This window comes from Paracoccus saliphilus (genome assembly GCF_028553805.1).
GTDB lineage: Bacteria > Pseudomonadota > Alphaproteobacteria > Rhodobacterales > Rhodobacteraceae > Paracoccus > Paracoccus saliphilus.
Genome location: NZ_CP067140.1, coordinates 2465103 through 2489627, shown reverse-complemented (window position 1 = coordinate 2489627; position 24525 = coordinate 2465103). Strand labels below are relative to the sequence as shown.

General features: G+C 58.2%; 17 protein-coding genes and 1 tRNA gene. 8 read left to right on the top strand and 10 right to left on the bottom strand.

Annotated elements, in window-relative coordinates; genetic code table 11:
- Positions 1–11 precede the first annotated feature (11 nt).
- The 5 genes from JHX88_RS11915 to JHX88_RS11895 all read left to right on the top strand — a co-directional run bounded on the left by JHX88_RS11915 (position 12) and on the right by JHX88_RS11895 (position 10578).
- Complete coding sequence (locus JHX88_RS11915; RefSeq protein WP_076526991.1) at positions 12–1760, top strand: hypothetical protein; 1749 nt, start codon at positions 12–14, stop codon at positions 1758–1760.
- Positions 1760–4378, top strand: a complete 2619-nt coding sequence (locus JHX88_RS11910; RefSeq protein ID WP_076526992.1) for an FAD-dependent oxidoreductase — start codon at positions 1760–1762, stop codon at positions 4376–4378. The genes JHX88_RS11915 and JHX88_RS11910 overlap by 1 nt, the downstream gene beginning before the upstream one ends.
- A gap of 242 nt (positions 4379–4620) precedes the next feature.
- Positions 4621–9201, top strand: a complete 4581-nt coding sequence (locus JHX88_RS11905) for a polysaccharide pyruvyl transferase family protein (RefSeq protein WP_076526993.1) — start codon at positions 4621–4623, stop codon at positions 9199–9201.
- A gap of 116 nt (positions 9202–9317) precedes the next feature.
- Positions 9318–10223 carry a hypothetical protein gene (locus JHX88_RS11900; protein WP_141225868.1) on the top strand — a complete coding sequence of 302 codons (906 nt, stop codon included), beginning with the start codon at positions 9318–9320 and terminating at the stop codon, positions 10221–10223.
- A gap of 76 nt (positions 10224–10299) precedes the next feature.
- Positions 10300–10578: a hypothetical protein gene (locus tag JHX88_RS11895; RefSeq protein WP_076526995.1), complete on the top strand. Its 279-nt coding sequence runs from the start codon at positions 10300–10302 to the stop codon at positions 10576–10578.
- A gap of 156 nt (positions 10579–10734) precedes the next feature.
- Here JHX88_RS11895 and JHX88_RS11890 read toward each other — a convergent pair whose 3' ends face one another.
- Complete coding sequence (locus tag JHX88_RS11890; RefSeq protein ID WP_272848014.1) at positions 10735–10956, bottom strand: hypothetical protein; 222 nt, start codon at positions 10954–10956, stop codon at positions 10735–10737.
- 131 nt (positions 10957–11087) lie between these two features.
- Here JHX88_RS11890 and JHX88_RS11885 point away from each other — a divergent pair, with 131 nt between their 5' ends.
- Together JHX88_RS11885 and JHX88_RS11880 are read left to right on the top strand one after the other, a co-directional pair.
- Positions 11088–11624 carry a lysozyme gene (locus tag JHX88_RS11885; RefSeq protein ID WP_076526997.1) on the top strand — a complete coding sequence of 179 codons (537 nt, stop codon included), beginning with the start codon at positions 11088–11090 and terminating at the stop codon, positions 11622–11624.
- A 3-nt stretch (positions 11625–11627) separates the two neighbouring features.
- On the top strand, positions 11628–12032 hold the full coding sequence (locus JHX88_RS11880) for a hypothetical protein (RefSeq protein WP_084203202.1): 405 nt from the start codon (positions 11628–11630) through the stop codon (positions 12030–12032).
- A 43-nt stretch (positions 12033–12075) separates the two neighbouring features.
- On the opposite strand, the gene JHX88_RS11875 is transcribed toward JHX88_RS11880, so the two are convergent.
- On the bottom strand, positions 12076–13830 hold the full coding sequence (locus tag JHX88_RS11875) for an AAA family ATPase (RefSeq protein WP_084203203.1): 1755 nt from the start codon (positions 13828–13830) through the stop codon (positions 12076–12078).
- A gap of 223 nt (positions 13831–14053) precedes the next feature.
- Here JHX88_RS11875 and JHX88_RS11870 point away from each other — a divergent pair, with 223 nt between their 5' ends.
- Positions 14054–14395 carry a hypothetical protein gene (locus tag JHX88_RS11870; protein WP_076526999.1) on the top strand — a complete coding sequence of 114 codons (342 nt, stop codon included), beginning with the start codon at positions 14054–14056 and terminating at the stop codon, positions 14393–14395.
- A 754-nt stretch (positions 14396–15149) separates the two neighbouring features.
- Here JHX88_RS11870 and JHX88_RS11865 read toward each other — a convergent pair.
- The 8 genes from JHX88_RS11865 to hisS all read right to left on the bottom strand — a co-directional run bounded on the left by JHX88_RS11865 (position 15150) and on the right by hisS (position 24503).
- Positions 15150–15770: an RloB family protein gene (locus JHX88_RS11865; RefSeq protein ID WP_176011464.1), complete on the bottom strand. Its 621-nt coding sequence runs from the start codon at positions 15768–15770 to the stop codon at positions 15150–15152.
- Between the two features lie 64 nt (positions 15771–15834).
- Entirely contained in the window at positions 15835–17133 is a 1299-nt protein-coding gene (locus JHX88_RS11860) for an AAA family ATPase (protein ID WP_076527001.1), read from the bottom strand.
- A gap of 469 nt (positions 17134–17602) precedes the next feature.
- Positions 17603–17677, bottom strand: a tRNA-Gly gene (locus JHX88_RS11855).
- A gap of 158 nt (positions 17678–17835) precedes the next feature.
- Entirely contained in the window at positions 17836–18207 is a 372-nt protein-coding gene (locus JHX88_RS11850; protein ID WP_076527002.1) for a DUF4260 family protein, read from the bottom strand.
- Positions 18204–21062 carry an excinuclease ABC subunit UvrA gene (gene uvrA, locus JHX88_RS11845; RefSeq protein ID WP_076527003.1) on the bottom strand — a complete coding sequence of 953 codons (2859 nt, stop codon included), beginning with the start codon at positions 21060–21062 and terminating at the stop codon, positions 18204–18206. Before uvrA ends, JHX88_RS11850 begins: the two co-directional genes overlap by 4 nt.
- 224 nt (positions 21063–21286) lie before the next feature.
- Positions 21287–21967: an ATP phosphoribosyltransferase gene (gene hisG, locus JHX88_RS11840; RefSeq protein WP_076527004.1), complete on the bottom strand. Its 681-nt coding sequence runs from the start codon at positions 21965–21967 to the stop codon at positions 21287–21289.
- A complete protein-coding gene (locus JHX88_RS11835) occupies positions 21964–23022 on the bottom strand; it encodes an ATP phosphoribosyltransferase regulatory subunit (RefSeq protein WP_076527005.1) in 1059 nt (352 codons plus the stop codon). The genes hisG and JHX88_RS11835 overlap by 4 nt, the downstream gene beginning before the upstream one ends.
- Positions 23019–24503 (bottom strand): histidine--tRNA ligase, encoded by a 1485-nt coding sequence (gene hisS, locus JHX88_RS11830; RefSeq protein WP_076527006.1) that lies wholly within the window; start codon positions 24501–24503, stop codon positions 23019–23021. Before hisS ends, JHX88_RS11835 begins: the two co-directional genes overlap by 4 nt.
- Between the last annotated feature and the right edge of the window lie 22 nt (positions 24504–24525).

The window sequence follows — 24525 nt, the reverse complement described above, 5'->3', positions numbered from 1 at the left end:
GTGAGGTCAGCATGACATTCCAAAATGATGCAAGCAGCGTTTACGTTTCCGGCCAGCCGGTATCCAAGGGCGGGGTTCGGGCGCTATGGGGGAAGATTGACGGGCTGGAGGCTGATGTCGGGTCCGCCATTCGCGATGGCGCTGCGATCATAACGGTCAATATCGGCGGCACCGGCAGCGCGATCACGGCGGATATCGCACCGGTATTCGTCAATGCCGGCATCACGCAGATCTCCGGCGGCTCCACGATCGAGTATATCCCGCTCACGACCAACGATACCGCCAACCCCACCATGACCATCGCCGGTACCACCTTCGACATCCGTGGCGATGACGGCGGCACCTGGCGGGCGAAGGCTTTCGTGCCGGGCCGGTCCTATCTTCTGCGCCGCCGGGGCGGCACGCTTCGAGTCATTCTTGGCGGAGCCACGAAGGCCGAGATCGATCAGGCTGGCGTCATCCGCCTGGTCAACCTGACCGGTACCGCGGATAATTTTACGGCGGAGCTCGCGCCCGGTCTGGAAGGTCAGACCGTCGGTACCGGCAGCACCGTTCGCTTCGTGGCGCTCGGCACCAATACCCAGGAGGGGCCCTCTTGCACGATCGGCAGCATTTCCCGCCAGGTTCGCGATACTAACCATAGCCCCTTGCCCGCCGAAGGATTGCTTGAGGGGAGAACCTATTTCGCCGAGATCCATAGCAATACCATCATGCGGATCGTCTATTCGGCGGAATCCATGGCCGAGCGGCTCGCCCGTGATGCCCGGCTCGACGCGAACGATGCCAAATGGACGGATCGGCCAGTCTTTATTGAGGCCGAGACACCGGAGACCTATACGGTCCCTGCCAGCACCAGGATGATCGTCACCACCACGCTCACCAGCGACTACATGGAGATGTGGCGCAAATCGGGGGACCAGGGCAGCCCGCCCGCCGAAGGGCGCGTCCCGACCGCCAATGACGGTTACTGGATCCGGATCGCCAAGGTGGCGAAGGAATCCATCATCCAGTCAGTCCTGCTCGCCATCCAGGAATTGCAGACCGGCATGTCCAGCTCCATGCAAACCGTCGTGCAGCGGCGTGCCACGATCCCTGACCGCCCTGCGGGGGCAGCCATGGTCATGTGGCGGACCTTCGATGATCCAAGCGCAAAGATGCATGCCGGGGTCGATCTGCATGCCAAGGTCGAGCCCGCACCCATCCTGAGTTTCGCGGATAGCTTCAACCGGGCCGACGAACCGCTCGCCACCAATGATGATCTCTGGGTGAACGTGCGAACGCAGGGCGCGCTCATGACGATCGTTAATAATGCTGCGCAGCCAAGCGCGTCGAACGCGCTGCCGGTGGTGCAGTCGAAACAGTTCCTGCCGCCCGATCAGTTCATCGAGGCCAATGTCCTCGGCGGAAGCAGCAGTCTTTCTTCGGGGAAAGGCACCTTCCTCTATATCAACATGCCCCCAGAGACCCATGCCGGCTACCGCCTCAACTTGCGCTCCTCGCAGCTGGTTCTCGAGGAGGTGGACGAAGCGCTGAACACCGTCACCCTTGCGGCCACGTCCTCGGGCTTTCTGACCTATCCGGTGACGGCCCGGCTGGAGCGGGACGGGAAGATGCTCCGCGCTTATATCGATGGCGTCGAAGCGCTCACGGCTGAAGCATCTACCTATGATGGCGGCATGATCGGAATCGGGGCAAATGCCGCGTCAGGCGATATCTCGGGCTGCCGAATCGACAATGTGATGGGTGGTGTACTGGACTGATGGCCCGCTATCGATTGCTCGATGGCCTGGGCGCGCAGGTTCCGCTCCTGACCAGCACCGGGATCGAGAATTTTCTTTCCTCCCTGGGTATGGATCCCGGCACGGATGTCCCGGAGATCATCAACCCTGTCACGGGCAGCATCTCGCCCTATGTCGAGGAGGCCGAAACCACGGCCCTGGTCGAAGCCTTCACGGTGCCACCCTCCGCACGCCGCATCCGCACGATCGATACCTGTATCAAGCGTCTGAAGGCCACCGGCATCTGGGCGAAACTGACCAACCTTCACATTGTCGGCGCGACCGAACAGGAAAGCCTGTTGAACTGGAAAACGCCCGCCTCGGCCATGAGCAAGATCGGCGCGCCGACATTCTCGCCCGATGATGGTTGGCAGGCGACCGGGGCGGGTCAGGCACTCGATTCGGGACTCGCACCCTCCGATCTTGCCCAGGACGATGTCTTTCATGGGGTCTGGTGCAAGGGCACGGATCACAACGGCATCACCCTCCAGAGCGACAACCTGGATTATGGCGCGGTTGATGCGGCGGGCAATGGTATCTCGCTTTGCGTTCGCAGCGCCAGCGACTCCTCCACGGCCCGGACGCAGGGGCAGGAGGCCATGGTTGCGCCTGCGGGGCATTCTGACGGCTACGGCCTGACCGCCGCCCGCAGGTCCGTTGCAGCGGGCAGTGTCGGCCTGCGCAATGGCGTGGCCAAGCCGCAGGCATCGGACGTTTCCGCCGCGCCGATCGCCCAGAGCATCACTCTGCTGGCCGCGACGGTGGATGGTGCGCTCTCGCCCGACTACTCCCCGCACAAGCAGGCAGCCTGGGCCTTCGGAGCGGCGCTGACCGAGACCGAGGCGCGGGAACTGACCGGCGCGATCGGCACATTTCTCGATGCGATCCGGTATGGCGAATATGACCTGACGCCCGCCGGGCTCGGGCCGGAAACGGTCACCGTCGACGTGGTGATCTACGGCACCACGCCGCAGGCCGTCACGGCGGCGTTACAGGCGGCGCGGGCCGGGGCGAGCGTGGCCATCATCGGCGGCTGGCGCGACCGCCATATCGGCGGCATGTCGGCCTCCGGCCTCGGCTGGACCGATTTTAGGGCAATGGAGTTCCTGACCGGTATTCCCCGCTGGATCATCCGCAAGGCGCGTACCATGCATGGCGGGTCGTCGAGCGGTATTCCGTTCATTCCGCGTATGTTCAGCCGCGTGATGCGCGAGCTGCTCGATCCTTCGACAAACGGCGGATACGAGATCCCGGTCTTTTACTCGGATGGCGTGTCCAGCGTCAGCAAGAACGATACGGATATCACCAGCATGGTCACGGTCGATGGTCGCACGGTGATCGGCAAGCAGTTCATCGATGCCAGCTACGAGGGCGACCTGCTGGTCGCTGCCGGTGTCCCGTGGCGCGTTGGTCGCGAGATGCAAGGGGCAGGAGCCGAGAACGCGGGTGGCTATCGCGGGGTTGCTACAAATTACTCATCCTATTCCAAGCAGTTCCAGATGACCGAGGGCGGATACGCCTATGTCGATCCCTGGGCCATCCCCGGCGACACCACCTCCGGGCTGATCCCCGAGGTGACCGGTATCTATAGTGAGTTTTCGCCCGATCTGCACGATCAGCCGCCATTGGGATCGGCCGACGACGAGCTGCAGGCGTTCAACTTCCGGCTGGCATGGGGCACTGATGCTGCGAGATTTGTGCCGCTTCCGACCACGCCGCAGCCGTCATGGGACCCGGCCCGGTTCGAGATGCTGTTCCGTCACCTAGTGCTCGATCCGCTGATCCGCATGCACGATCTCTTCAAGCTGGATGGCATTTCGCAGGGCGTTTACGATATCAATACCGGCCACGGCTATTCGACCGATTGGGTCGGTATGAGCAAGACCTATCCGGGAGCAACATATGCCGAGCGGGAGGCAATCTGGAAGGCGCATTGGGAGCATATCCTGAACCTGTTCTACGCGCTGCAACATCATGACGATCCCCGTGTTCCCTCAGAGCTGCGCGCCGAGGCGCTGACCTGGGGGATGCGTGCCGATCATTATCATAACCACCACGAGAACGACGCGGTCTTCGACACCCCGCAATTCTACGTCCGCGAAGGCGTCCGGATGCTCGGCAAGGCGGTCATGGACGCCCGCGACCTGAACCAGCCCGATGGTGAATATCCGAATCTCGGCACGAAGACCGTGGCCGTTGCCTCCTATCCCTTCGACCACCATGTCATGAGCATCATCGCCTATGAATACGAGGCGGGCGAGTGGATGACATGGATGGAGGGCGGCTTCGTTCGAGGTCAGGGCGGCAGCAATAAGGCCAACCCCGTGCCCTTCGAGACCTATATACCGAAGGAAACCAACTGCACCAACCTCTCGGTGCTGTTCGCTACGTCCCTGACCACGGTTGCTTTCGGTTCGGTGCGCATGGAGGTCACCGCGATGCAGGCCGGGCAGAGCATGGGGCAGGCAGCGGCCATGGCGGCCGCGCAGGAGATCGCGATCCAAGATGTCGATTACGGTAATATGCGGGCCGCGCTCATGAACCCGGCCGGGCCTCGCCTGGTCGATGAGGATGATCCGTCCCTGCCGCAAGTTACCTAATTTTAGGTGCAGCATCGGGGTGGGCAAGCGGCAACCTGATACTGATAGTATGTCAGTTTAGAAACTGACTGCCACACTTGTCACCCAACAGTTGACCACACTAGTTTGTTCTGCCACTCAAGAGACGAGGAGCCTGTGGAATGTATCATGGCTATCACCTGCAGGCGCCCGCCTACTGATGACCTGTTTTGCCGTTCATTCATTTTGGTGTCTCGCCATAGAAAATAACGAGTAGACTCTCCATGCCCATATCAACCGTCGTCACCTCCATGAAGAACGAAGCGCCCTACATCATAGAATGGGTTGCTTATCACAGGGCTCTTGGCTTCGACCGGGTCGTCGTCTTGGCAAATGACTGCACCGACGGCACCCATGAAATGCTTCTTCGGCTGCATGAGATGGGTGTAATCGCCTATTACGAAAACGAGGTGCCGACGGGCGCCAAACCACATTCCCGTGCGCTCAAGATTGCCAATCTGACTCCCGAGGTCAAATCGGCGGATTTCGTCATGGTTCTAGATGCCGACGAATTTCTAGTCGTGAAAAAGGCGCCGCACACGCTGGACGTGCTCATAGATGTCATGCAGGACAGGTCAGCCGACATGATGGTAATCCCGTGGCGACTGTTCGGGTCAGGCCATAACATCGAGTTCGAAGATCGGCCGGTCATCAAGCGCTTCAATCAGTCGATGGACGCTTCTAGCCTGCCGAAGGTCGGCGTCAAAACCCTGTTCCGGCAAGCCGATAATCTTCGCCTGGCGATCCATTTTCCAAAGCCCTTGATGAAGGGGGGCGTACCCATCAGCTCCCCGGGGAAAGCGTCGTGGATTGATGCCGGCGGCCAGCCGTTGAAGCGGGAGACATTGACCTGGAACGGCGGGCGCCAGGCCATACACCGCGACTTCGCCGAGGTCGCGCATTACATGGTCAAGAGCCTGGATGAATACCTGCTCAAGATCTTCCGTGGCGACGGCCTGATGAACTCTAACCGTCACGGCATCGATTACTGGCGCAAGGCCGATTACAATCAGGTCTCTGACCTGGTCGTGGCCGATAACTTGACGGGATTTGAACAGGAACGGGATCGCTTGTTTGCAGACCCGATGCTGGCAGAGCTGCACAGAAAATCTGTCACAGCGCGGTTCGAAAGGCTTGAAACGATCCTTGCGAACCCGAATGTACAACAATTGCGCAGTATTCTAGAGAAAAGCACGGTCGGCAACCTCGATCAGGACGACATCCAGCGTTCGCGCGATCTTGTGTCTCAGATGTCTCCAAAGGTCAGTGTCGAAAAACTGATCGACGGTGACATTCCGCATTCGACCTTGCTGAGTATCGCTGATTCGGGCCTTGCGGGATCAACCGAAATCTCTGGGCGAATATTCAAGCAGGCGCGCTCGAACAAAGCGATGTTCTGGCCAGAACAGACATTCGGCAAACGGCCACTCACCAATCTGGCGGAAGGTCTCAAACGGGCACAGAAACACGGTCGGAAAGCAACCTTGGGCGTGCGCTGGTTTCACAACTACCAGCGCGCTGCGCCAAAGGACGGCTGGCCGTTGGATGAGGAAATCTTGATCGTCCTGTCGCGTGATGATGACCAGATACTATCCGGTTATCCTACCCATATAGCCCAGACAAAGGCCAAATATGTTCGGAAATCGCAGCATGGCCGTCCCCCATTGCGTCAAGTTCTGACCGGGGCCGAGACACCTGCCGAGGTCGAGACCTTGATCGCCGAAGGTAAGATGGCCGACCCCAGACTTCGCCTCAAGCGCTTCCTTGAAGACCATCCGCAGGCAATAGAGCTGAATCTCGACCACCCAGACAAGATATCCGCAGCCTTGCGCATCATCGAAACTCGTGGCCCCTCTGGACCCTCTGCGGCAAAGCTGCTGCGCGAGTCTCTGGCGATCGATCTTCCGGATGCCGAGGCAGTTTCGCCGACGCACTCGGATTCCAAACGGCACACGGTAGCCAAGCCCGACACAGTTCCATCGCAGAACACTGTAACCCGGCCGAACACGGTATATGCGCAGATTAGCGACATACCCTCGGAGAGACAGGTGGAGGAAGCAGCTGCGCGGTCTCTGCAAATTGGTATTCTGACGCTGCCAATGAACCGCAACTATGGTGGAAACCTGCAGGCATTCGCGCTGATGCAAGTCTTGCGCGATTTTGGTCATCGTCCCGTGTTGCTGAACCGACGTCCGGGGTCGAAAGACCCAGGCACAGTACCCGAAGACTTGGCGCCGGATGCCAACATACCTCTTTACGCTGATCGGATCGGTCTTGGTAAGAAGGTCCAGAACCGCATCTTCGTGGAAAAATACATGACTCCCATTTCAAGGGCATTTCATTCGAGTGCTGCACTTAGTAAGCAGTTTGGAGAATATGGTTTCGATGCTGTGATCGTAGGCAGCGATCAAGTCTGGCGGCCGAAATACGCGAGAGGCCTTCTTCGCGATTTCTTCCTAGGGTTCCTGGACGAAGATGACCGCGACACCAGAAGGATTGCTTACGCCGCATCATTCGGTAGTGAAAAGGACGAGTACAAGGCCGACGAAAAGGCCAACGCGGCACCGCTTCTGCAGTTATTCAATGCCGTCTCGGTCCGGGAAGACAGTGCCGTTGATCTCTGTCGGAATATATTCGGAGTTGAAGCCCAGCACGTTTTGGACCCGACGCTTTTGCTGTCGAAGAAAGATTACGCCGCCCTCCTTGCAGAGAGCCAGCGATCCTCCGAGGGTGGGCATTTGCTGACCTACGTGCTTGACGCAACTCCTGACAAGCTCGACGTCATCAACCGGATCTCCAACGCACTTTCAGTTGAGCCGCGAACGACCAGCGGCCAGCCCTTTGAGTCTGCCGATCCACTAAAGGACGAGGGCGGAGACAAGTCGGTGGAGGCTTGGCTGGCGTCATTTCACAACGCCTCATATGTCGTCACTGATTCCTTTCATGGGGTCGCATTCTCGATCATCTTCAATCGCCCCTTTGTGGCGTACGGAAACGCCAAGCGGGGGTTGGCCAGGTTCCAGTCCTTATTGAAGGCCGTAGGGCTGGAAGATCGGATCGTCGTAGATTCGGACGAGGTGGATATAGACAGCCTGTTGCGCCCAATCGATTGGGAGGCAGTCAACGGGCGCCTTGATGCGCTGCGCGCGAAGTCGTTCAAATTCCTGACGGATGCTTTAGGCGGCCAGCCGAACGGAAGCGGTGGCAAGTCAGGCATTGCCGATGCTCCGTCCAAGCAGGCACCCTTACCACTTGCCAGCGATGTTACGGCAATGGCCAGTTCTGCACCTGCGTTAGGCGCGGACAACCATCCTCTGAATGTCCTGTGTACGGGCTGCGGCGTGTGCGTCTCGGAATCGTGCGGAACGTTGAAGATGGTCTGGACTCAAGATGGGTTCCTTGAGCCCAGGGCAACAAACGGCAAGGTTCCAGCCGAAGCCGTTAGAGTGTGCCCGTTCAACCCGGCCCCAGAAAAGCTGGTTGAGGACGAGGACGCGCTGGCCAAGATTTGTCTGCCGCATGCCGACAAGTCTGATCTGCGATTGGGCAGATTTATCGGGACCTACGTGGGGTATAGTACGGCCTTTCGTCCCACATCTTCGTCCGGCGGCGTCGCGACTTATGTCTTCGACCAGCTTCTGCGACGGGGCGAAGTCGATCATCTCTTTGTGGTCCGCAAGTCCTCCGACGGTCAATATAGCTATCGCATCTTCGACGCGTCCGAAAACATCGAAACCTCATCCAAGACGCGGTATATTCCCGTCTCCATGGACCAACTATTTGCCACTATCGAAACAATCGAGGGGCGGATTGCGGTCTCGGCGGTGTCTTGTTTCGTAAAGGCCATCAGGCTGAAGCAACATTACCATCCAGAGCTAAAGGAGAAGATTCCGTTCGTGGCGGGCATCATCTGCGGCGGACTAAAAAGCCGTTTCTACACCGATTTTCTTGCCCAGAGCGCCGGGATTGAGGGAACGTATCGGGACGCTGAATATCGCGTAAAGAACCCAGAAAGCCTTTCCAGCGACTATTCCTTTGCGGCAACGGACTCGACTGGCAAGGAGCGCCGCGTGCGCATGCAGAAGCTCGGGGATATGTGGGGAACAGGTCTTTTCAAATCCAGAGCATGTGACTTTTGTACTGACGTGATGACCGAACTGGCCGACATCTCATTGGGAGACGCTTGGCTGCCGGAGTACAAGCAGGACGGTATGGGGAACAGCGTGATCGTTACCCGTACTCCGCTGGCAGAGCAAATTATACAAAACGGCATCCGGTCCGGGGAGCTTGAGGCAAGTGATGTCGTGCCCAATACCGCAGCCCGGACGCAGAATGGCGGGTTCAATCACAAGCAGAAGGCAGTCAAGTTTCGTTTATTGTCCGAAAGTCTGACAGGCAGCAGAGCCGTCCCTTTCGTTCGCCCCCGGATTCAGTCCGACACGTCAATCGCCGAGATCTTCGTGCAGATGATGCGAGAGCAATCACGTGCAAAAAGCCTTCGGATGTGGCGCCAAACTGGCAATCATCAGGCGTTCTTGCGGCGAATGCGACCGACGCTTCGCCGTCTGAAAGCCGTCACAACAGCGCGCAAGCACTCAGAGGAAGTCGAGACCGCCGGGCTGGAGGCACTCGAATCTCCCTTGGGAAAGACGGCCCTATCGCCGCAAGTAGAGGCGATAGGGCCCATGCTTCTATGGGTAAAGAAAATGCTTAGGGATGGCCGGATCAATGCGGAGGTCTTGCGTGCGGCACATCCAAAGCTTTCCACATTTACCGGGCGCGCGAACCTGACTGACAGAAACTGAATGTTGTCGGCTGACGCTGCGGCGGAGTCGTTCCCGTAGTTCAGGCCTGCATAGTTGACTTTTTTTGGAGCTGATCAATAAGATGCATCACGCATGTACACACGGATGGTTGAGCATTGCCTGACTATCAAATTCTATCGGCAACACCAAAGCATCGTGTTGTCTATCACCGCGCCGAGTCTCCCTCCAGAAAGCTGATTGTAACGTTCTCGCCAATCAATGAGAAACTGGCTTACTCCGGGTTCGGGACTGGAACTGCACTGTCCCTGGGCTACGATACTGTCTACGTAGGTTCGCACCATAAGGTGATGCATCGCAGTCTGGATATAGAGACCGTAGAGCGATTGATTGCACCGGTCGCTGCGGGTAGAGAAATTGTTGCCTATGGCGCCAGTGCCGGTGCTTACGCTGCCCTATATTTTGGTGGCCAGCTCAACGCCAAGATCATAGGATTTTCGCCAAGACTTCCTGTCCATCCCTACCTGTCTGGGAACTCCGAGAAGTCAATCAACGAGCTTGAACACGTGTTGGACCTCAAAGATGTGCCTAAAAGCGAGCACAAACCCATAATTATCTATGATCCAATGGACAAGATCGACGCAAAGTTTGCGGATCATTGGGTTCATCCCGGTTATCCTGATGCCCATGTTTACCTTGCACCGATGGCAGGACACGGTGTGATAAGCCGTCTCAAAGAAACCGGAAACCTAAAGAATACAATCAAAGCGATGTTCGAAGGGCATATTCCGAAAGAGATAATTGTCTGGAACAAAGATCACCACAACTACCATTACACCAAGGGCTACCTGGCTGCGGGAAAGGGCAGCGACCGCAAAGCATTATACCACTTCAAGGCCGCGTTGAAAATTGCCGAGCGTCGGCACATTTACTTTGCCTTGATCCAATGCGCCAGACGACTTGGCGACAGTGATATTGTGAATCGCGCCGAAAGAGATGCTTACAGATACAAGACTGCTCGGCAAGCGGCTATTCGAGCGCGGAAAATGGCTGCGATGACTTAGTCCTCACCGTTTGATGACACCCACTTACAGCCGCCCTTCGGGGCGGTTTTTTTATGCCTGAACATAAGGAGGCGATATGCCAGATCAGGATTACAGTCGCGCCATAGATCGTCTCGATGCGCGCATGGCAAGGATCGAGGATGCGCTGGTCACCCTGGTACGCATGGAAGAACGCATGGTCACGCTCTTCAAGCGCATGGATGCATATGATGCCACGCTCGGGAAACTGATCGACCGGGTCGCAGAGTTGGAGCGGGTGACCTATGGACGCGGGCACTTCTTCAGGTGGATGGATCGGGGTGGCGTCGCCGTCATTGGCGCGGCCGTGGCCATGATCTTCCAGAAAATCTGGTGAGCGGGACCGGATAGAAAATTTGCCGAAACCATCCGGCCCCATGCCGTCCCACGGCGAGATGGGCAGGCTTGATTAATAAATCCCGGATCAGCCGATTCATCAAGCCCAACTCGTGCGGGCTTTTCGGGCCAATAAGCGAGACCCCATCTCTTCAAATTAGGATGACGGCTTCACTTGTCGGCCATGAAGCCGGGCGATCTCCCGCTCGATTGTATCGAGCGCATCGGGGTCTCCATTGCGCGCCTCGCTGATGGCGATGTTTATCGCCTCCCACGAAGGATGATCATCCGCGACCAGGTGTCCTTCCATATGCGCCACGGTCAGTGCGTGCGCATAGACCACCCGATAGGACGGGCGTCGGATGGCTTCGTCACGCATGTTGCGCAACCGTTTGTAGAGCTTGAGTCCAGTCATCACGAGTAGATGGGGCGCAGTTCCCCAGATCCAATATCGATCGTCAAACTATCATCATTCGCCCGCCTCGAGCGGGCTTTTTCATGGAGAGCATCATGATCCAGTTCCTGACCGCGCTTCTGGCGTGGGTGAAATCGCTTGTCTCGACCAAGGGCAGGGCGGCCGCCACGACCGGCACGGCCGCCATCCTCGCCGCCGCTGCGGCATTCGTTGGGCCGTGGGAGGGCGAGCGCACCGAAGCTTATCTCGATCGCATTGCCAGCCCGCCGGTCTGGACGGTCTGTTACGGCGAGACTCGCGGTGTCGAACCGGGCGATCGCTACAGCTCGGCCGAGTGCAGCGCCATGCTGATGGATGCCCTGGGCGAGTTTCGTGATCGCCTGGTCAGTTGCATACCGGCCCTGCCGCAGCAGCCCGAAGGCGTCCAGGTCGCGCTGGTGTCCTGGTCCTACAATGTCGGTACCGGTGCCGCCTGTAGTTCTACGCTGGCAAAGCGCGCGAATGCCGATCGATGGCAGGACGCCTGCAATGAGCTTCCTCGCTGGAACAAGGCCGGCGGAAGCGTCGTGCAGGGTCTTGTCAATCGCCGCGCTGCTGAACAGCGCCTCTGTCTTTCTGCTATTGGAGGGTGATCCATGAGCATCATCGACAGCATCCAGAACATCCTGCAACCGATCCTGGTGGACTATGCCGTCTGGTTGATCCTGGGCGTGCTCGCCTGGTTCCTGCGGCGTCTGCCAGAACGCTGGCGGATCGAGATCGAGGCGAAACATCGAGACGCGCTGCACTCGGCACTGAACACTGGCGTCGGCCTAGCGATCGACGCGCTGCAAAAACATCCCTCGATCGCGGTTCCTGATCGCGCGGCCGGCGAGATCGTCAGCTACGTCCGGCGATCAGTGCCAGGCGCGATCCGCAGGCTCGGGCCGTCACAGGGGCAGCTGGAGCAGATGGCGCGAGCGAAGCTGCAGGAGCGGCTGGATGCGATCACCGGCCGGGACAGGTTGACCGAAGCGCTTCGTGATGCGGGTGCGCGGTGAGGGCGGGGCGTGTGTTGCCGTATTGGTGGAAAAGGGTGAGGCGTTAACTTGTGTCTGAGAAACCATTTGCTCGCAGAATTAATAGAGCCAACTCATTAACTCGCTTCCGAAGGTCGAACATTTCCAACTCATTGCTTTCGCAGCAGATCGACTGTGCCAATCTAACTTTATCCACACGAGTAAACACATCGTCGGAACTACTACCCTTCTGCTTAAAATGATATGAATGATCAAATTTTTCTGTGCTGATCGGGCTTTCGTACGTTCGACTGTGAAGTCTTCGAAGGACTTTATGAAGAGCATCAGGGTTGATGTAATTTTCGATCTCGCGTCCGTTGGTTATCCATACCAAGGCGTTTTTGCCACTGAGTTCAGTCTTGAGACGCTGAGCCGCCGGTTTCAGACGGCTCCTAGATGACCTTTTGTCGCTATCAATTAAAATTGCGAAGTTTCTATTCATCTTTGTCAACTTGATGAATTCATCAACAGCCTCGTCATCGGCACTTATGTGACGGATTAGGCTTCCTCCATAGAACATGATGGAGTAGTGGATTCCTTCTTTTAAGTTGGGTTGGACTAAGCTTAGCCAGTGCCTAATGTAAATTCGGTCCGACGGCCCCTCGACCCATACAATAGCATTTGATTGGAGAATGTCAGATGCTCGATATCCGAGATCGTCAATCAAATTTCGTGTGTCATTGGGGCGCACAACATTAGACACAAATGTCTGTTCTCCGTCATTCTTGACATGGTATATAGCTGCTCCTGGCTGATCTATAAATGCGGCAGAATGAGTCGTAATAAAATACTGATTGTCTGTTTCTGCTTCTAAATAATCTATTAGTTTTCTTTGTAGGATGGGATGGAGATGTATTTCCGGCTCTTCAATGCACATAATCCGATTCTGGTAGATCGTGCAAAACGACGCTATCAATACCACCTCGTGAATTCCTGTCCCAAGGGAGGTAAGAGGCAGGACCTTGCCATCCATATGGACAAGCAAGTGTCTACGATTACTTGGAACTTCGAGAGCCGCATCGGACTTGCCGGTTACCTCTCTCACGAATTTGTTTATCCTCTGGAATGTTGCATTTTTTTCTCGCTCATGGTGGTCTGGGTTCTGAATTTCAGCAAGATGATCGATTAATCCTTTTCCAGTTAAGTCTTCAAAATCTTCGCCCTTCGGGCCAAGTTGTCTTTTGGCGGGTATTAACATGCTTTCGGGTAGCGAAATTGATAGGGAGGATAATATCCTATCGATGGTATTTGGAACCCAGTGTTGCTCTATTGATCCTCCTGATGATCGCGTGAATAATTGGAACGTTTGTCGCCATGTTTCAAATGTCAGCCATGTTTTCGCATCTTTTTTTACTTCATCATTCCAAAGTTTTACGCCTCGCAATCCACCACCAACTGGCTCGATCCATATGTATCCCTTGTAAGATAGGTTGTTGATGATTGTTTCGAGCGGATCTGTGAGAAGATGGTTGCTCCCTCCCGAATCGTTCAATCTGGATAAAACAGATGACAGGCATTCATCTGTTGATATTCCAATGGCAGCCGACAACGATCCTTCACTGCCTCCGCGATAGAGATCTGCGGATCCAAGTTCATCCTTCTCCCCTTTCCCGTTGGGAATGAAGGGTATTCGTTCATGAATCAGATTTAGAAAAATTGATTTTCCAGAATTGTTCTGACCTATAAAAAAATTAATATCAGAAAGATGAGTGACGTATTGGATTGACGCGCCGATACCGCGATAGTGACTAACCGCAAGTGCGTCGAGATATTTGGCCATCCCACACCCTCTCTCTTTTTGTGCATGTCAGCTCTTCACGTTATGTTGAGAATAAGTGGTTTACAATTATTCTTTCTTAACCGTGGCCGCTTTACATCTTCTGTCACTGCACGGAAGGTTAAGTTGATGCGAAGGTTGAGGCTGACATATTTCCGAACCACCTTCTTGACCAAATGTTCCCTATATGTTCTCATCAGGTCTTGAGTCGTCAAGAGGTGAGAACATGACCACTTATACCGTTTTCAACATGGAAGCTGATTTTGGCTTTGAGGAATGGAAAGGGCTGACCCTCTTAGGCGCTGTCGGCATGATGATGCAGCTCTCCAACTGCTCCTGCACGTTCCGGCGCGATTCCAAGGGGGTCATGCACATGGAGGTGTATCCCGAATGTGCTGCGACCGAAGGTGCCTTGCAGTCGTCGAATCCTGATGATGACGCAGCTGGTCAGGAAATTTTCGAGAGGTTCGCGACGGGCAAGATTATCCTGCCCTCGACCTATTACATCGTCTCGGATGAAAAACACGAGGAAGAGCGGCAGAAGTATTACAGGTCCATGTCCGCATGAGCCGCCGATCAACACCACAATCGAAGATCGACGATCGGTCGTTTCCGGTAAGGGTCATGATCTACGTTCCCAAGGGCGGGTTCACAGTGTGGACTTTCCGGCCATTCGCTGCCTATGAAGATCGAGTTAGTTTAGCGACCGCAATGCGCAATAGTGACATCTACAAAATTCGGGTGACGGCGCCGGGTCAACCAGCCAATCGGCCCATTGCGGTCATTCGCACCTTCGGTTTCGAAGGGACGGAGCTTCGGCAAAGCAGACTCTCACTCAGCCTTCATTCCCCTTGAGTTTTCGCCACAAAGTTGCAATATGGCCTTATTGAACTTTCGTAGCTCAGCTGGATAGAGCGCCGGTCTTATAAACTGGAGGTCGCGGGTTCGAGTCCCGCCGGGAGACAAGAGGGGCACCCTAGGGTGCCCCTCGCCATTCCGGCCCGGAGCCGTCGCTGGTTTCAATGCTTTGTTTCTGCGGTTGCAACTCGCATTGCGGACTTTCCCGGCAAGCGTACAAATGCAAGCCTTCCATTTGACTGTACCGCGATAGGGTCGCACGAAAAAACCACCGAAAACCGGCGCATGCATCACTGCGAACCCGACCCAGAATCGTGGCTAACAGATGAGACTAATTCTATCTTGGTTTTATCTGGCATGGACCCTGCCATGCAGAGGCTACTATTTAGACGGGAGATGGCCGAAACGGCATTGAAGAGAATTCAGGAGTGGCGTCAACAGGTGGCTGGCATAGCGAGGTCAGGCTACTTGCGTTGAAGGTCGTACAGTGCCTTGACAAGCAGATGGACCTCAGTTGAAGGGTTCAATTCACCGGTCTTTTCGGCGTCCCGCATGACCTTCTCAGCCCGCTCAATCGCATTGTCCGTGTTGGCCTGCAACGCTTCGACCATTTCTTTGGTTAGCGATTTGGCGAAATTCTCGAACGGCGAATGTTTTTTGAGTTCGGCTTCCACAACCTGGGCCACGGTCTTTCCATTTGCGGCAGCGAATGGCGCACGGCTGTCGACGAAATGCATCAGTAACCAGACCTCAAAGCACGGGTATGATGGCACCGCCGTGATTGTCTCACCCTTAAACAGCGATTTGGGCTTATTTGCCGTGAGAATTTGGCTTAGTGCCTTCTCAAAGTCAGCGTGAGTATCGCGATCAAACACGCAATAAACGTCATTGTAGCCGCCCTTGTCGTGCGCTCCTTCGGCGTCCGCGCGCTGCAGAGCATAGCGCACGACGGCCGTTGGTGAACTGTCACACTCTTTTCCGCAAATGTTGAGGTCGACACTTACGAGCTTCAAGAGCGATTTAAGGGCCTCAAAGTACTCGACCTCGGTCACTTCGCCTTCGGTAACAATCAGTACCCGCCGCATTGGGGTCCGACTTGCCGCGCGACGTGCAAGCTGCTTCGCGGTCTTGCCCCGCTTCTGGAAAAGCTTATCGCTCCTCGCCGGCATACAACATCCTCCGAACGTTGGGGATAGCCCCATACTTCCCACCAAGATATGCGCGCTGGAACGCTTCCACTTCACGCACATTGAAGTCCGACAGAGGCGTCAGCTCGGTATGCTGGTTATCGGGGCGGTGAATAAACCAGATTTGATCTTTGTGCATGAAATCCTTAGAGATGATCGAAGTCTCGTGGCTCGTAAAGATCAGTTGCGCGCCCTTTGGATTATGCCGTTCGTCTTGGAACAGGCCAACAAGCCCCTTGAGTGCCAAGGGATGGAGGCTGTTGCTCAGCTCATCGATCAGTAGGGTCTCACCATTTTCAAGGACATCAATGATCGGTCCCGCCATGCCGAACATTGCCTGGGTGCCGTCACTTTCCTCCTCAAGCAGCAGCTCAACAACATCACCCTCGGCGTTTCGATGTTTAGCGAAAACCCGATAGTCCTTCTCGCCTTTGACGTTTTCGGCCATTTCTGAGAGCGCTTTGTCCGAAAGCAGTTGCCTTAAAGAATCGGGGATTTCGTGCGGTCGCTCCTCAATTCGAAAACCCTCAATGGGCAGGTCAAGCGCCTTGATAAAGTCCATGATGCGAGGCCGGTATTTTTTGTTTTGCAAAAGCTGCGCAGAGAAATCTTTGGTGATGCGCTCGCCGCTCAGGATGACGTGGAGTCCGCTTCTGATCCATTCATAGGGTTTCCCCAGTGTTTTTGAGTTCAACTGCACAGCGGTCGATAAAAATAGTGCGTTGTCCCGCGTCGAGGACTTCCAAGTTTCTCGCTCACCAGGTACCTGACCCTCATTTATCGTCCACTCGTAGCTTTCCGATTCAGGATCGTACGCTCGCGCGAAAATCTCTCGAGTCTTGCTGCCATGTTTAGAGGTCCGAGCAAGAAGCCACTCTTCCAAAACGCGCTCATTGGTCAGCGTGAAACCATATTGAAAAACCTCGCCCTCGTGTGAAAAAACCATCTCCATCGTTGTGGGGTTTTTGCGGCACTCAAGGGACATCTTATTCGGAGAAAAGGCAATCGCCTCGCCTTGGCTTCTCCGGCTTGCGGAAGTGACGACGAGTAGGCGAAAGAAGCTTACTGCGCTGAATAATGAAGTTTTGCCCGATGCATTCGGGCCGAAGATAACAGCAGAAGTCAGCACGTTGGGAGCGAGGGAGTTCCCTGTCTCATGGGTGACGTTCGGGTGCTTTGCGGCTGATGCACTGGCTACAGCAGAGAACACAATCGGTTCTGAGATTGATCTGTAGTTAGACACCGTGAATTCAATCAACATGGGTCCACCTCTGCGTAAAGTAAGATTTTAGCAGATTTTCTGCGTTTTTTCATCTTTACCAACTGTTGCGTTAAATTTTGGTGAACTGCAAGAAGTGATTCAGCATATCGACGCAACACCTGAGTTCAGCCCATGCTCACCTGCATCGATCTGCTCAGTTTGTCGCCGATCGCGTTCATCGCTTCCGCAGTCCTCTGAGCGTCCGCTTTCAGCGAACCGCCAAGACAAGTGCTTAGCGCAGCGAATGGCTGCTTCCCGCCCGACCTGCATAAGCTCTCTGGGGAAACGAGTCGCCAGAAAATGGGTCCGCTTTGGGCTGCGACCGGTCTTTTGCGCCTGCGGATAAGTTACCCAGAGCGGCGATAGTTGCGACTCAAAATGCCAAAAGCAGACGTGTCCCATGCGCGAATTTCGCGTGGGACACATTGCCATGCAAGTGATTGAACTTCCATGGGTAATTGGAAGTTTATGGAGCGGGCGATGAGATTCGAACTCACGACCCTAACCTTGGCAAGGTTATGCTCTACCCCTGAGCTACGCCCGCATCCTGTTCCGAAAGCATTTCGTTTCGCCTCCGGTGAGCGGTGATTTATGGGACTGAGCCGAGGGGTGCAAGGGGAAAATTCGGAGTTTCGGCAGATTTTTTGTTTGGCGAAAGACAGCGGCGCAGGCCGGAGCGATAACGGCTCATTCGAAGCGGCGTTACCGGAAAGCGCCACCGATCCGGCCCAGATGGGTGTCGCGAAAGCCGGTCGCGGATTTCAGTCCATAACCCAGGGCGCGATCGATTCCGGCATGTGCAAGCCAGATCGCACCGGCAGCGATCAGCGGCGGCTGGCCGGTCAACAAACCCAACAGCGCCAGCAACAGCCCGCCTGCATAAAGGTGAAACGCGTTGTAGATCGCGGCCCCAATGCGTGGCCCGGCCAGATAGCCCAGCATGGATAGATCGGGCGCCAGAAGCGCAAGCGGCCAGAGCCAGAGCGGCCAACCGGGTTGCATCACACCGGCAAGGGGCAGGGCGGCCGCAAAGACCAGCCCGCCCTCGACCCGCTGCCACTGGATCGGAGTCATTCCGCGGCCCGGATACGCGCGGGTTTCAGCATCGATGCCAGGTAATGTCCGGTATGGCTTTCCTTGATCTCTGCGACGTCCTCGGGGGTGCCGGTCGCCACGATCCGGCCGCCGCCATCGCCGCCCTCGGGGCCGATATCGATGATCCAGTCGGCGGTCTTGACGACGTCCAGGTTATGCTCGATCACCACGACCGTATTGCCCTGTTCGACAAGGGAATGCAGCACCTCCAGCAATTTGCGCACATCCTCGAAATGCAGGCCGGTGGTCGGCTCGTCGAGGATATAGAGGGTGCGCCCGGTCGAACGGCGGCTGAGCTCCTTGGACAGCTTGACCCGCTGCGCCTCGCCGCCCGAGAGGGTCGTCGCCTGCTGTCCGACCTTGATATAGCCAAGGCCCACCTGCATCAGCGCGTCCATCTTTTCGCGGATCGAGGGAACGGCGGCAAAGAATTGCTGCGCATCCTCGACCGTCATGTCGAGGACATCGGCGATGCTCATGCCCTTGAACTTGATCTCAAGCGTTTCGCGGTTGTAGCGCGCGCCCTTGCAGGTCTCGCATTCGACATAGACATCGGGCAGGAAATGCATCTCGATCTTGATGACGCCATCGCCCTGGCAGGCCTCGCAGCGGCCGCCCTTGACGTTGAAGCTGAACCGTCCGGGCTTGTAACCGCGCGCCTTGGATTCGGGCAAGCCGGCGAACCAGTCACGGATCGGGGTAAAGGCGCCGGTATAAGTGGCGGGGTTCGAGCGCGGCGTACGGCCGATGGGGCGCTGGTCGATATCGATGACCTTGTCCAGATGCTCCAGCCCCTTGATGGTTTCGCAGGGGGCGGGGGTCTGGCGCGCGCCGTTCAGCCGCAGTGAGGCGGTCTTGAACAATGTCTCGATGGTCAGCGTCGATTTGCCGCCGCCCGAGACGCCGGTGACGCAGATGAACTTGCCCAGGGGAAATTCGGCGGTGACCTCTTTCAGGTTGTTGCCGGTCGCCTTGACCACCGTCACCGATTTCCCGGTGCCCTTGCGCCGCTCTGCCGGGACGGCGATTTCGCGCGCGCCCGCCAGGTATTGCCCTGTCAGGCTGGCCGGATCGGCGGCGATCTGATCGGGCGTGCCGTGGCTGACGACGGTGCCGCCATGCACACCGGCGCCGGGCCCCATGTCGAAGACGTAATCGGCATGGCGGATCGCATCCTCGTCATGTTCGACCACCAGCACCGAATTGCCCTGGTCGCGCAGGTTCATCAGCGTGCGCAGCAACCGGTCATTGTCGCGCTGATGCAAGCCGATCGAGGGCTCATCCAGCACGTAAAGCACCCCGGTCAAACCGCTGCCGATCTGGCTGGCAAGGCGGATGCGCTGGCTTTCACCGCCCGACAGCGTTCCCGCCGCCCGCGACAGGGTCAGGTAGTCGAGCCCGACATTCACAAGGAACCCAAGCCGTTCGCGAATTTCCTTGAGGATCGCAGCGGCGATCTCGTTCTTCTGCTTCGAAAGATGTTTGGGCGCATCCTCGACCCAGGCCAATGCCTCCTTGATGGACAGCTCGACTACCTGTCCGACATGGCTGCCCGCGATCTTGACGGCCAGCGCCTCGGGCTTCAGGCGATAACCATTGCAGGCGCCGCAGGGGCGGTTGTTCTGGTAGCGCTCGAATTCATCACGCACCCATTGCGAATCGGATTCGCGCAGCCGACGCTCCATATTCGGGATGACGCCCTCGAAAGCGCGGGAAATTTCATAAACCCGCCCGGCATCGTCGAAACGGAACTTGATCTGCTCATCGCCCGAGCCGAACAGGAACAGTTGCCGCACTTCTTCGGGCAGGTCCTTCCACGGGATCTTCTTGTCGAAGCCGTAATGCTTGGCCAGCGCGTTGATGGTCTGGGTCAGATAGGCCGATTTCGATTTCGACCAGGGCGCGATCGCCCCCTTGTCCACCGATAACGAGGCATCGGGCACCACCAACTGTTTGTCAAAGAACAGCTCGACCCCCAACCCGTCACAGACCGGACAGGCGCCGAATGGGGCGTTGAAGGAAAACAGGCGCGGTTCGATCTCGGGGATGGTGAAGCCGCTGACGGGGCAGGCGAAATTCTCGCTGAAGGTGATCCGCTCGGGGTCGCCCTCGGCCGGGGCGGTTTCCAGAATCGCGATCCCGTCGGCGAGATCCAGGGCGGTGCGCAGGCTGTCGGCCAGCCGAGTCTCCAGCCCCTCGCGAACGACCAGCCGGTCCACGACAACGTCGATATCGTGGCGGAATTTCTTGTCGAGCGTGGGCGGCTCGTCCAGCTCATGGAATTGCCCATCGACCTTGACGCGCTGGAAGCCCTGTTTGCGAAGCTCCAGGAATTCCTTCCTGTATTCGCCCTTCCGGTCGCGGACGATCGGGGCCAGCAGATAGGCGCGGGTGCCTTCCTCCATCGCCATGATCCGATCGACCATGTCCTGCACCTGCTGCGCCTCGATCGGCAAACCGGTCGCTGGGGAATAGGGCGTGCCGGCGCGGGCAAAGAGCAGCCGCAGGTAATCATAGATCTCGGTGACGGTCCCGACGGTCGAGCGGGGATTCTTCGAGGTCGTCTTCTGCTCGATGGAAATCGCCGGGGACAGCCCGCTGATATGGTCCATATCCGGCTTGCCCATCATGTCGAGGAACTGCCGCGCATAGGCCGACAGGCTTTCGACATAGCGCCGCTGCCCCTCGGCATAGACCGTATCGAATGCGAGGCTGGATTTTCCGCTGCCCGACAGCCCGGTGATCACCACCAGCCTGTCGCGCGGGATATCCATATCCACGCTTTTCAGATTATGCTCGCGCGCGCCGCGAATTTCGATGAACTTCTGTTCCATAAGGCGTGCCCCGACCGATCCGCTGCCAGACATAATGCCGGCACCCGAAAAAGCAACCAGCTTAAGAGAACATAAAGCGAACGAAACCGCAAGCAGCGAAATGGGTAACGGCCATCTCGGCAAGCAATCTCGAAGAAGCGCCTCCAAGATCATTTCTTCTTTACGAAAATATCCTCGGGGGAGTCCGGCCCGCATGGGCCGGGCGGGGGCGGACAGCCCCCTTTCTACGCTGCCACCCCAAGCTGCGACAGGAAGCGATCCATTTCGGACCCTAGGGCCGCGCGGCTGACAAACAGTGTCGCCTGAGACCGCAGGACCGGCTCTTCCGACAGGATTTTCAGGTTGTTGGCGCGCAGGGTTTCGCCCGAACTGGTGATATCGGCGATGGCCTCGGCGGTCTGATTCGCCACCGTGCCCTCGGTCGCGCCCTGGCTGTCCACCAACTGGTAGTCCGCGACCTCGTGGCGTGCCAGCCATGCCCGCACCAGCCGGTGATATTTCGTCGCGATCCGCAGCCGGAACCCGTGCGCCGCCCGGAAATCCCGGGCGATGGAGGACAGGTCGTCCAGGGTCTCGCAATCGCGCCAGCATTCGGGAACCGCAAGGATCAGGTCGGCATGGCCAAAGCCCATCCCGGCGAGTTCGACGATATCCGAGCGCCATCCGGCCAGCTTCTCGCGGACCAGGTCGGTGCCGGTCACGCCCAGCTCGATCCGGCCCGCCCGCAGCTCCCGCGGAATCTCCCCCGCCGACAGCAGCACCAGCGACACGTTCTCGGCCCCATCGACCTGTCCGGCATATTCGCGATCCGAACCGCTGCGCGACAACCGCACGCCGCGTTCGGCGAACCAGTCGAATGCCTGCTCCATCAACCGCCCTTTGGAGGGCACCCCAAGCCGGATCATGTCGCCTCCAGTTCCGCCAGCAATCCGGGGCGGATGATGCCGCCCACGGCCGGGATGGCACGGCCCTTGCCCAGCACTGCCGTCAGCGCATCATAGCGCCCGCCCGTGGCCAGCGGCGGCCAATCCGGATGCCCGGCCAGGAAGCTGAAGGTGAAGCCGTCGTAATATTCCATCGTCGTCCGGCCATGGCTGGCATCGAACACCACCTGCGCCGGGTTGATCCCGGCATTGGATATCGCCGCGAACCGGGCCTCGATCCGTTCGACCGCCGGTGCGATCCCGGACCAGTCCGATGCGAGTTCCCGCAGCGCCAAGAGCGCCTCTGGCGCAGGGCCACGCACCGCGAAAAGCCGTTCAAGCCGCTCGCTCCAGATGGCGGGCAGCGGCGCGGTGGCGGCATCGGCGCGCAGCCGGGCGATCCGTGTCACCATTTCCGACTCGCTGCGCAGGCCCGCCCAATTGGCCTGCGCCTCCGGGAAGTCGCGGGCCATGGTCGGGGTCGAGAAACGCGCCAGCAGGCGTTGAAAACGCACGGGCCGCCAGATGTGATGCAGCAGCGCATCGCGGCGTGGATCGGGCAGGGGCAGGCCCCGGACCGCGTCCCGCAGCAGGCCCATATCGCCAGTTTCGGACCGGGCGCCATAGGGGGTCAGAAGGCGATGGAACAAGGCGAATATCTCGGCATCTGCGCTTGCTTCGCGTGAGAACAGCTCGAACCCCGCCTGCAGATATTCATTGTCGCGCGGGTTCTCGGGGCGGGTATCGCCCATGTCCTGCTTGCGGAACACCTCGCCCAGATAGCAATAGCGCGCGGGTTCCGCCCCGTTTTCCATATGCGCCTGAACCACGGGCACGGTGAAATCGGGCCGCAGCATCATCTCGCCCCGGATCGGGTCGGCGGTGACATAGGCGCGGGCGCGGATATCCTCGCCATAGAGATCCAGCAGGCTTTCGGCGGGCAACAGGATATCGGGCGCGATCTCGACCGCCCCGGCATCGCGGAATGCCGCCAGCAGCTTCTGGCCAACTGCCTGCTTGTCGCGCTTGGAGGTCATCCGAGAATCCGCCGCACTTCGCTCACCAGATCCGCACGCGAAACCTCGGTCTGCGCAGGCTGCGCTTTCCATTCGTCATGACTGGCCTCGGTGGCGAGTTTCGCGCCCAGCACCAGGTCCTTGACCTGCACCACGCCGCGCTCGGCCTCGTCCCCGCCCTGGATGATGGCGACCGGAGCGCTGCGCTTGTCGGCATATTTCAACTGGTTGCCGAAATTCTTCGGATTGCCCAGATAGACCTCGGCCCGAATCCCGGCGGCGCGCAGATCGGCGGCCATGGCCTGGTAATCGGCCATCCGGTCGCGATCCATCACCGTCACGACCACCGGCCCCATGGCATCCGCACCGGCCAGCCCCTTGGCGCGCAGCGCGGCCAGCAGCCGGTCCACGCCAATGCTGATCCCGGTCGCCGGGACCTTCTGACCGGTAAAGCGTTCCACCAGCCCGTCATAACGCCCGCCGCCCGCGACAGAGCCGAATTGCCGCTTGCGGCCCTTGTCGTCGAGGATCTCGAAGGTCAATTCCGCCTCGAAGACCGGCCCGGTATAGTAACCGAGGCCCCGCACCACCGAGGGGTCGATCACCGCGCGATCCTCGCCGATGCCCATGGCCTTCAGCATGGCGGCGATTTGCGCCAGCTCGTCCACGCCCTCGGCACCGATACCCGATGCGCCCACCGCCGCATGCAGGTTGTCCAGAGTGGCGGCATTGTCGCCGCCCTTCGAGGTCAGGAAGGCCAGAACCGGCGCGGCCTGCGCCTCGCTCAGCCCGACGCCGTCGATAAAGGCGCCGCTGTCATCCTTGCGGCCGGTGGTCAGCAGGGATAGCACTCCGTCGCGCCCGACCTTGTCGAACTTGTCGATCTGGCGCAGCACGTCCTCGGCCGTCGCGGAGCCATCGACACCTGCTGCCTCCAGCACGCCGTTCAGCACCTTGCGGTTATTGATCCGCACGATGTAATCGCCCCGCGCGATCCCCACGGCTTCCAGCGCATCGGCCAGCATCGCGCAGATCTCGGCATCCGCCGCCACCGAGGCCGAGCCGACCGTATCCGCATCGCATTGATAGAACTGCCGGAACCGCCCCGGCCCCGGCTTCTCGTTGCGCCAGACGGGGCCCATCGCATAGCGCCGGTAGGGCGTGGGCAGATCGTTGCGGAACTGCGCCGCCACCCGCGCCAGCGGTGCGGTCAGGTCATAGCGCAGCGCCAGCCAGTCGCCCGAGCCGCCGCCCGGCACCGCCTCTTCCTGCCATGCGAAGACACCGGCATTGGGACGATCCACATCGGGCAGGAATTTCCCAAGCGCCTCGACCGTCTCGACGGCACTGGTCTCCAGCGGGTCGAACCCGTGGCGGTGGTAGATTTCCGCGATACGGTCCAGCATCGCCTTGCGTTCGGTCACGTCCGCGCCAAAATAGTCGCGAAAGCCCTTCGGCGTTTCCGCCTTGGGACGGGGTTGTTTCTTTTTATCCTTCGCCATGGTCCTGTGCCTTTCCGGCCAA

Bases quoted from the DNA above. Each gene is read 5' to 3' on its own strand.
- JHX88_RS11890 (WP_272848014.1), bottom strand. From the start codon at position 10,956: ATGCGTGACGAAGCCATCCGACGCCCGTCCTATCGGGTGGTCTATGCG.
- JHX88_RS11870 (WP_076526999.1), top strand. From the start codon at position 14,054: ATGACCACTTATACCGTTTTCAACATGGAAGCTGATTTTGGCTTTGAG.
- JHX88_RS11875 (WP_084203203.1), bottom strand. From the start codon at position 13,830: ATGGCCAAATATCTCGACGCACTTGCGGTTAGTCACTATCGCGGTATC.
- JHX88_RS11915 (WP_076526991.1), top strand. From the start codon at position 12: ATGACATTCCAAAATGATGCAAGCAGCGTTTACGTTTCCGGCCAGCCG.
- JHX88_RS11885 (WP_076526997.1), top strand. From the start codon at position 11,088: ATGATCCAGTTCCTGACCGCGCTTCTGGCGTGGGTGAAATCGCTTGTC.
- JHX88_RS11895 (WP_076526995.1), top strand. From the start codon at position 10,300: ATGCCAGATCAGGATTACAGTCGCGCCATAGATCGTCTCGATGCGCGC.
- JHX88_RS11905 (WP_076526993.1), top strand. From the start codon at position 4,621: ATGCCCATATCAACCGTCGTCACCTCCATGAAGAACGAAGCGCCCTAC.
- JHX88_RS11880 (WP_084203202.1), top strand. From the start codon at position 11,628: ATGAGCATCATCGACAGCATCCAGAACATCCTGCAACCGATCCTGGTG.
- JHX88_RS11850 (WP_076527002.1), bottom strand. From the start codon at position 18,207: ATGACTCCGATCCAGTGGCAGCGGGTCGAGGGCGGGCTGGTCTTTGCG.
- uvrA (WP_076527003.1), bottom strand. From the start codon at position 21,062: ATGGAACAGAAGTTCATCGAAATTCGCGGCGCGCGCGAGCATAATCTG.
- JHX88_RS11910 (WP_076526992.1), top strand. From the start codon at position 1,760: ATGGCCCGCTATCGATTGCTCGATGGCCTGGGCGCGCAGGTTCCGCTC.
- hisG (WP_076527004.1), bottom strand. From the start codon at position 21,967: ATGATCCGGCTTGGGGTGCCCTCCAAAGGGCGGTTGATGGAGCAGGCA.
- JHX88_RS11865 (WP_176011464.1), bottom strand. From the start codon at position 15,770: ATGCGGCGGGTACTGATTGTTACCGAAGGCGAAGTGACCGAGGTCGAG.
- JHX88_RS11860 (WP_076527001.1), bottom strand. From the start codon at position 17,133: ATGTTGATTGAATTCACGGTGTCTAACTACAGATCAATCTCAGAACCG.
- JHX88_RS11835 (WP_076527005.1), bottom strand. From the start codon at position 23,022: ATGACCTCCAAGCGCGACAAGCAGGCAGTTGGCCAGAAGCTGCTGGCG.
- hisS (WP_076527006.1), bottom strand. From the start codon at position 24,503: ATGGCGAAGGATAAAAAGAAACAACCCCGTCCCAAGGCGGAAACGCCG.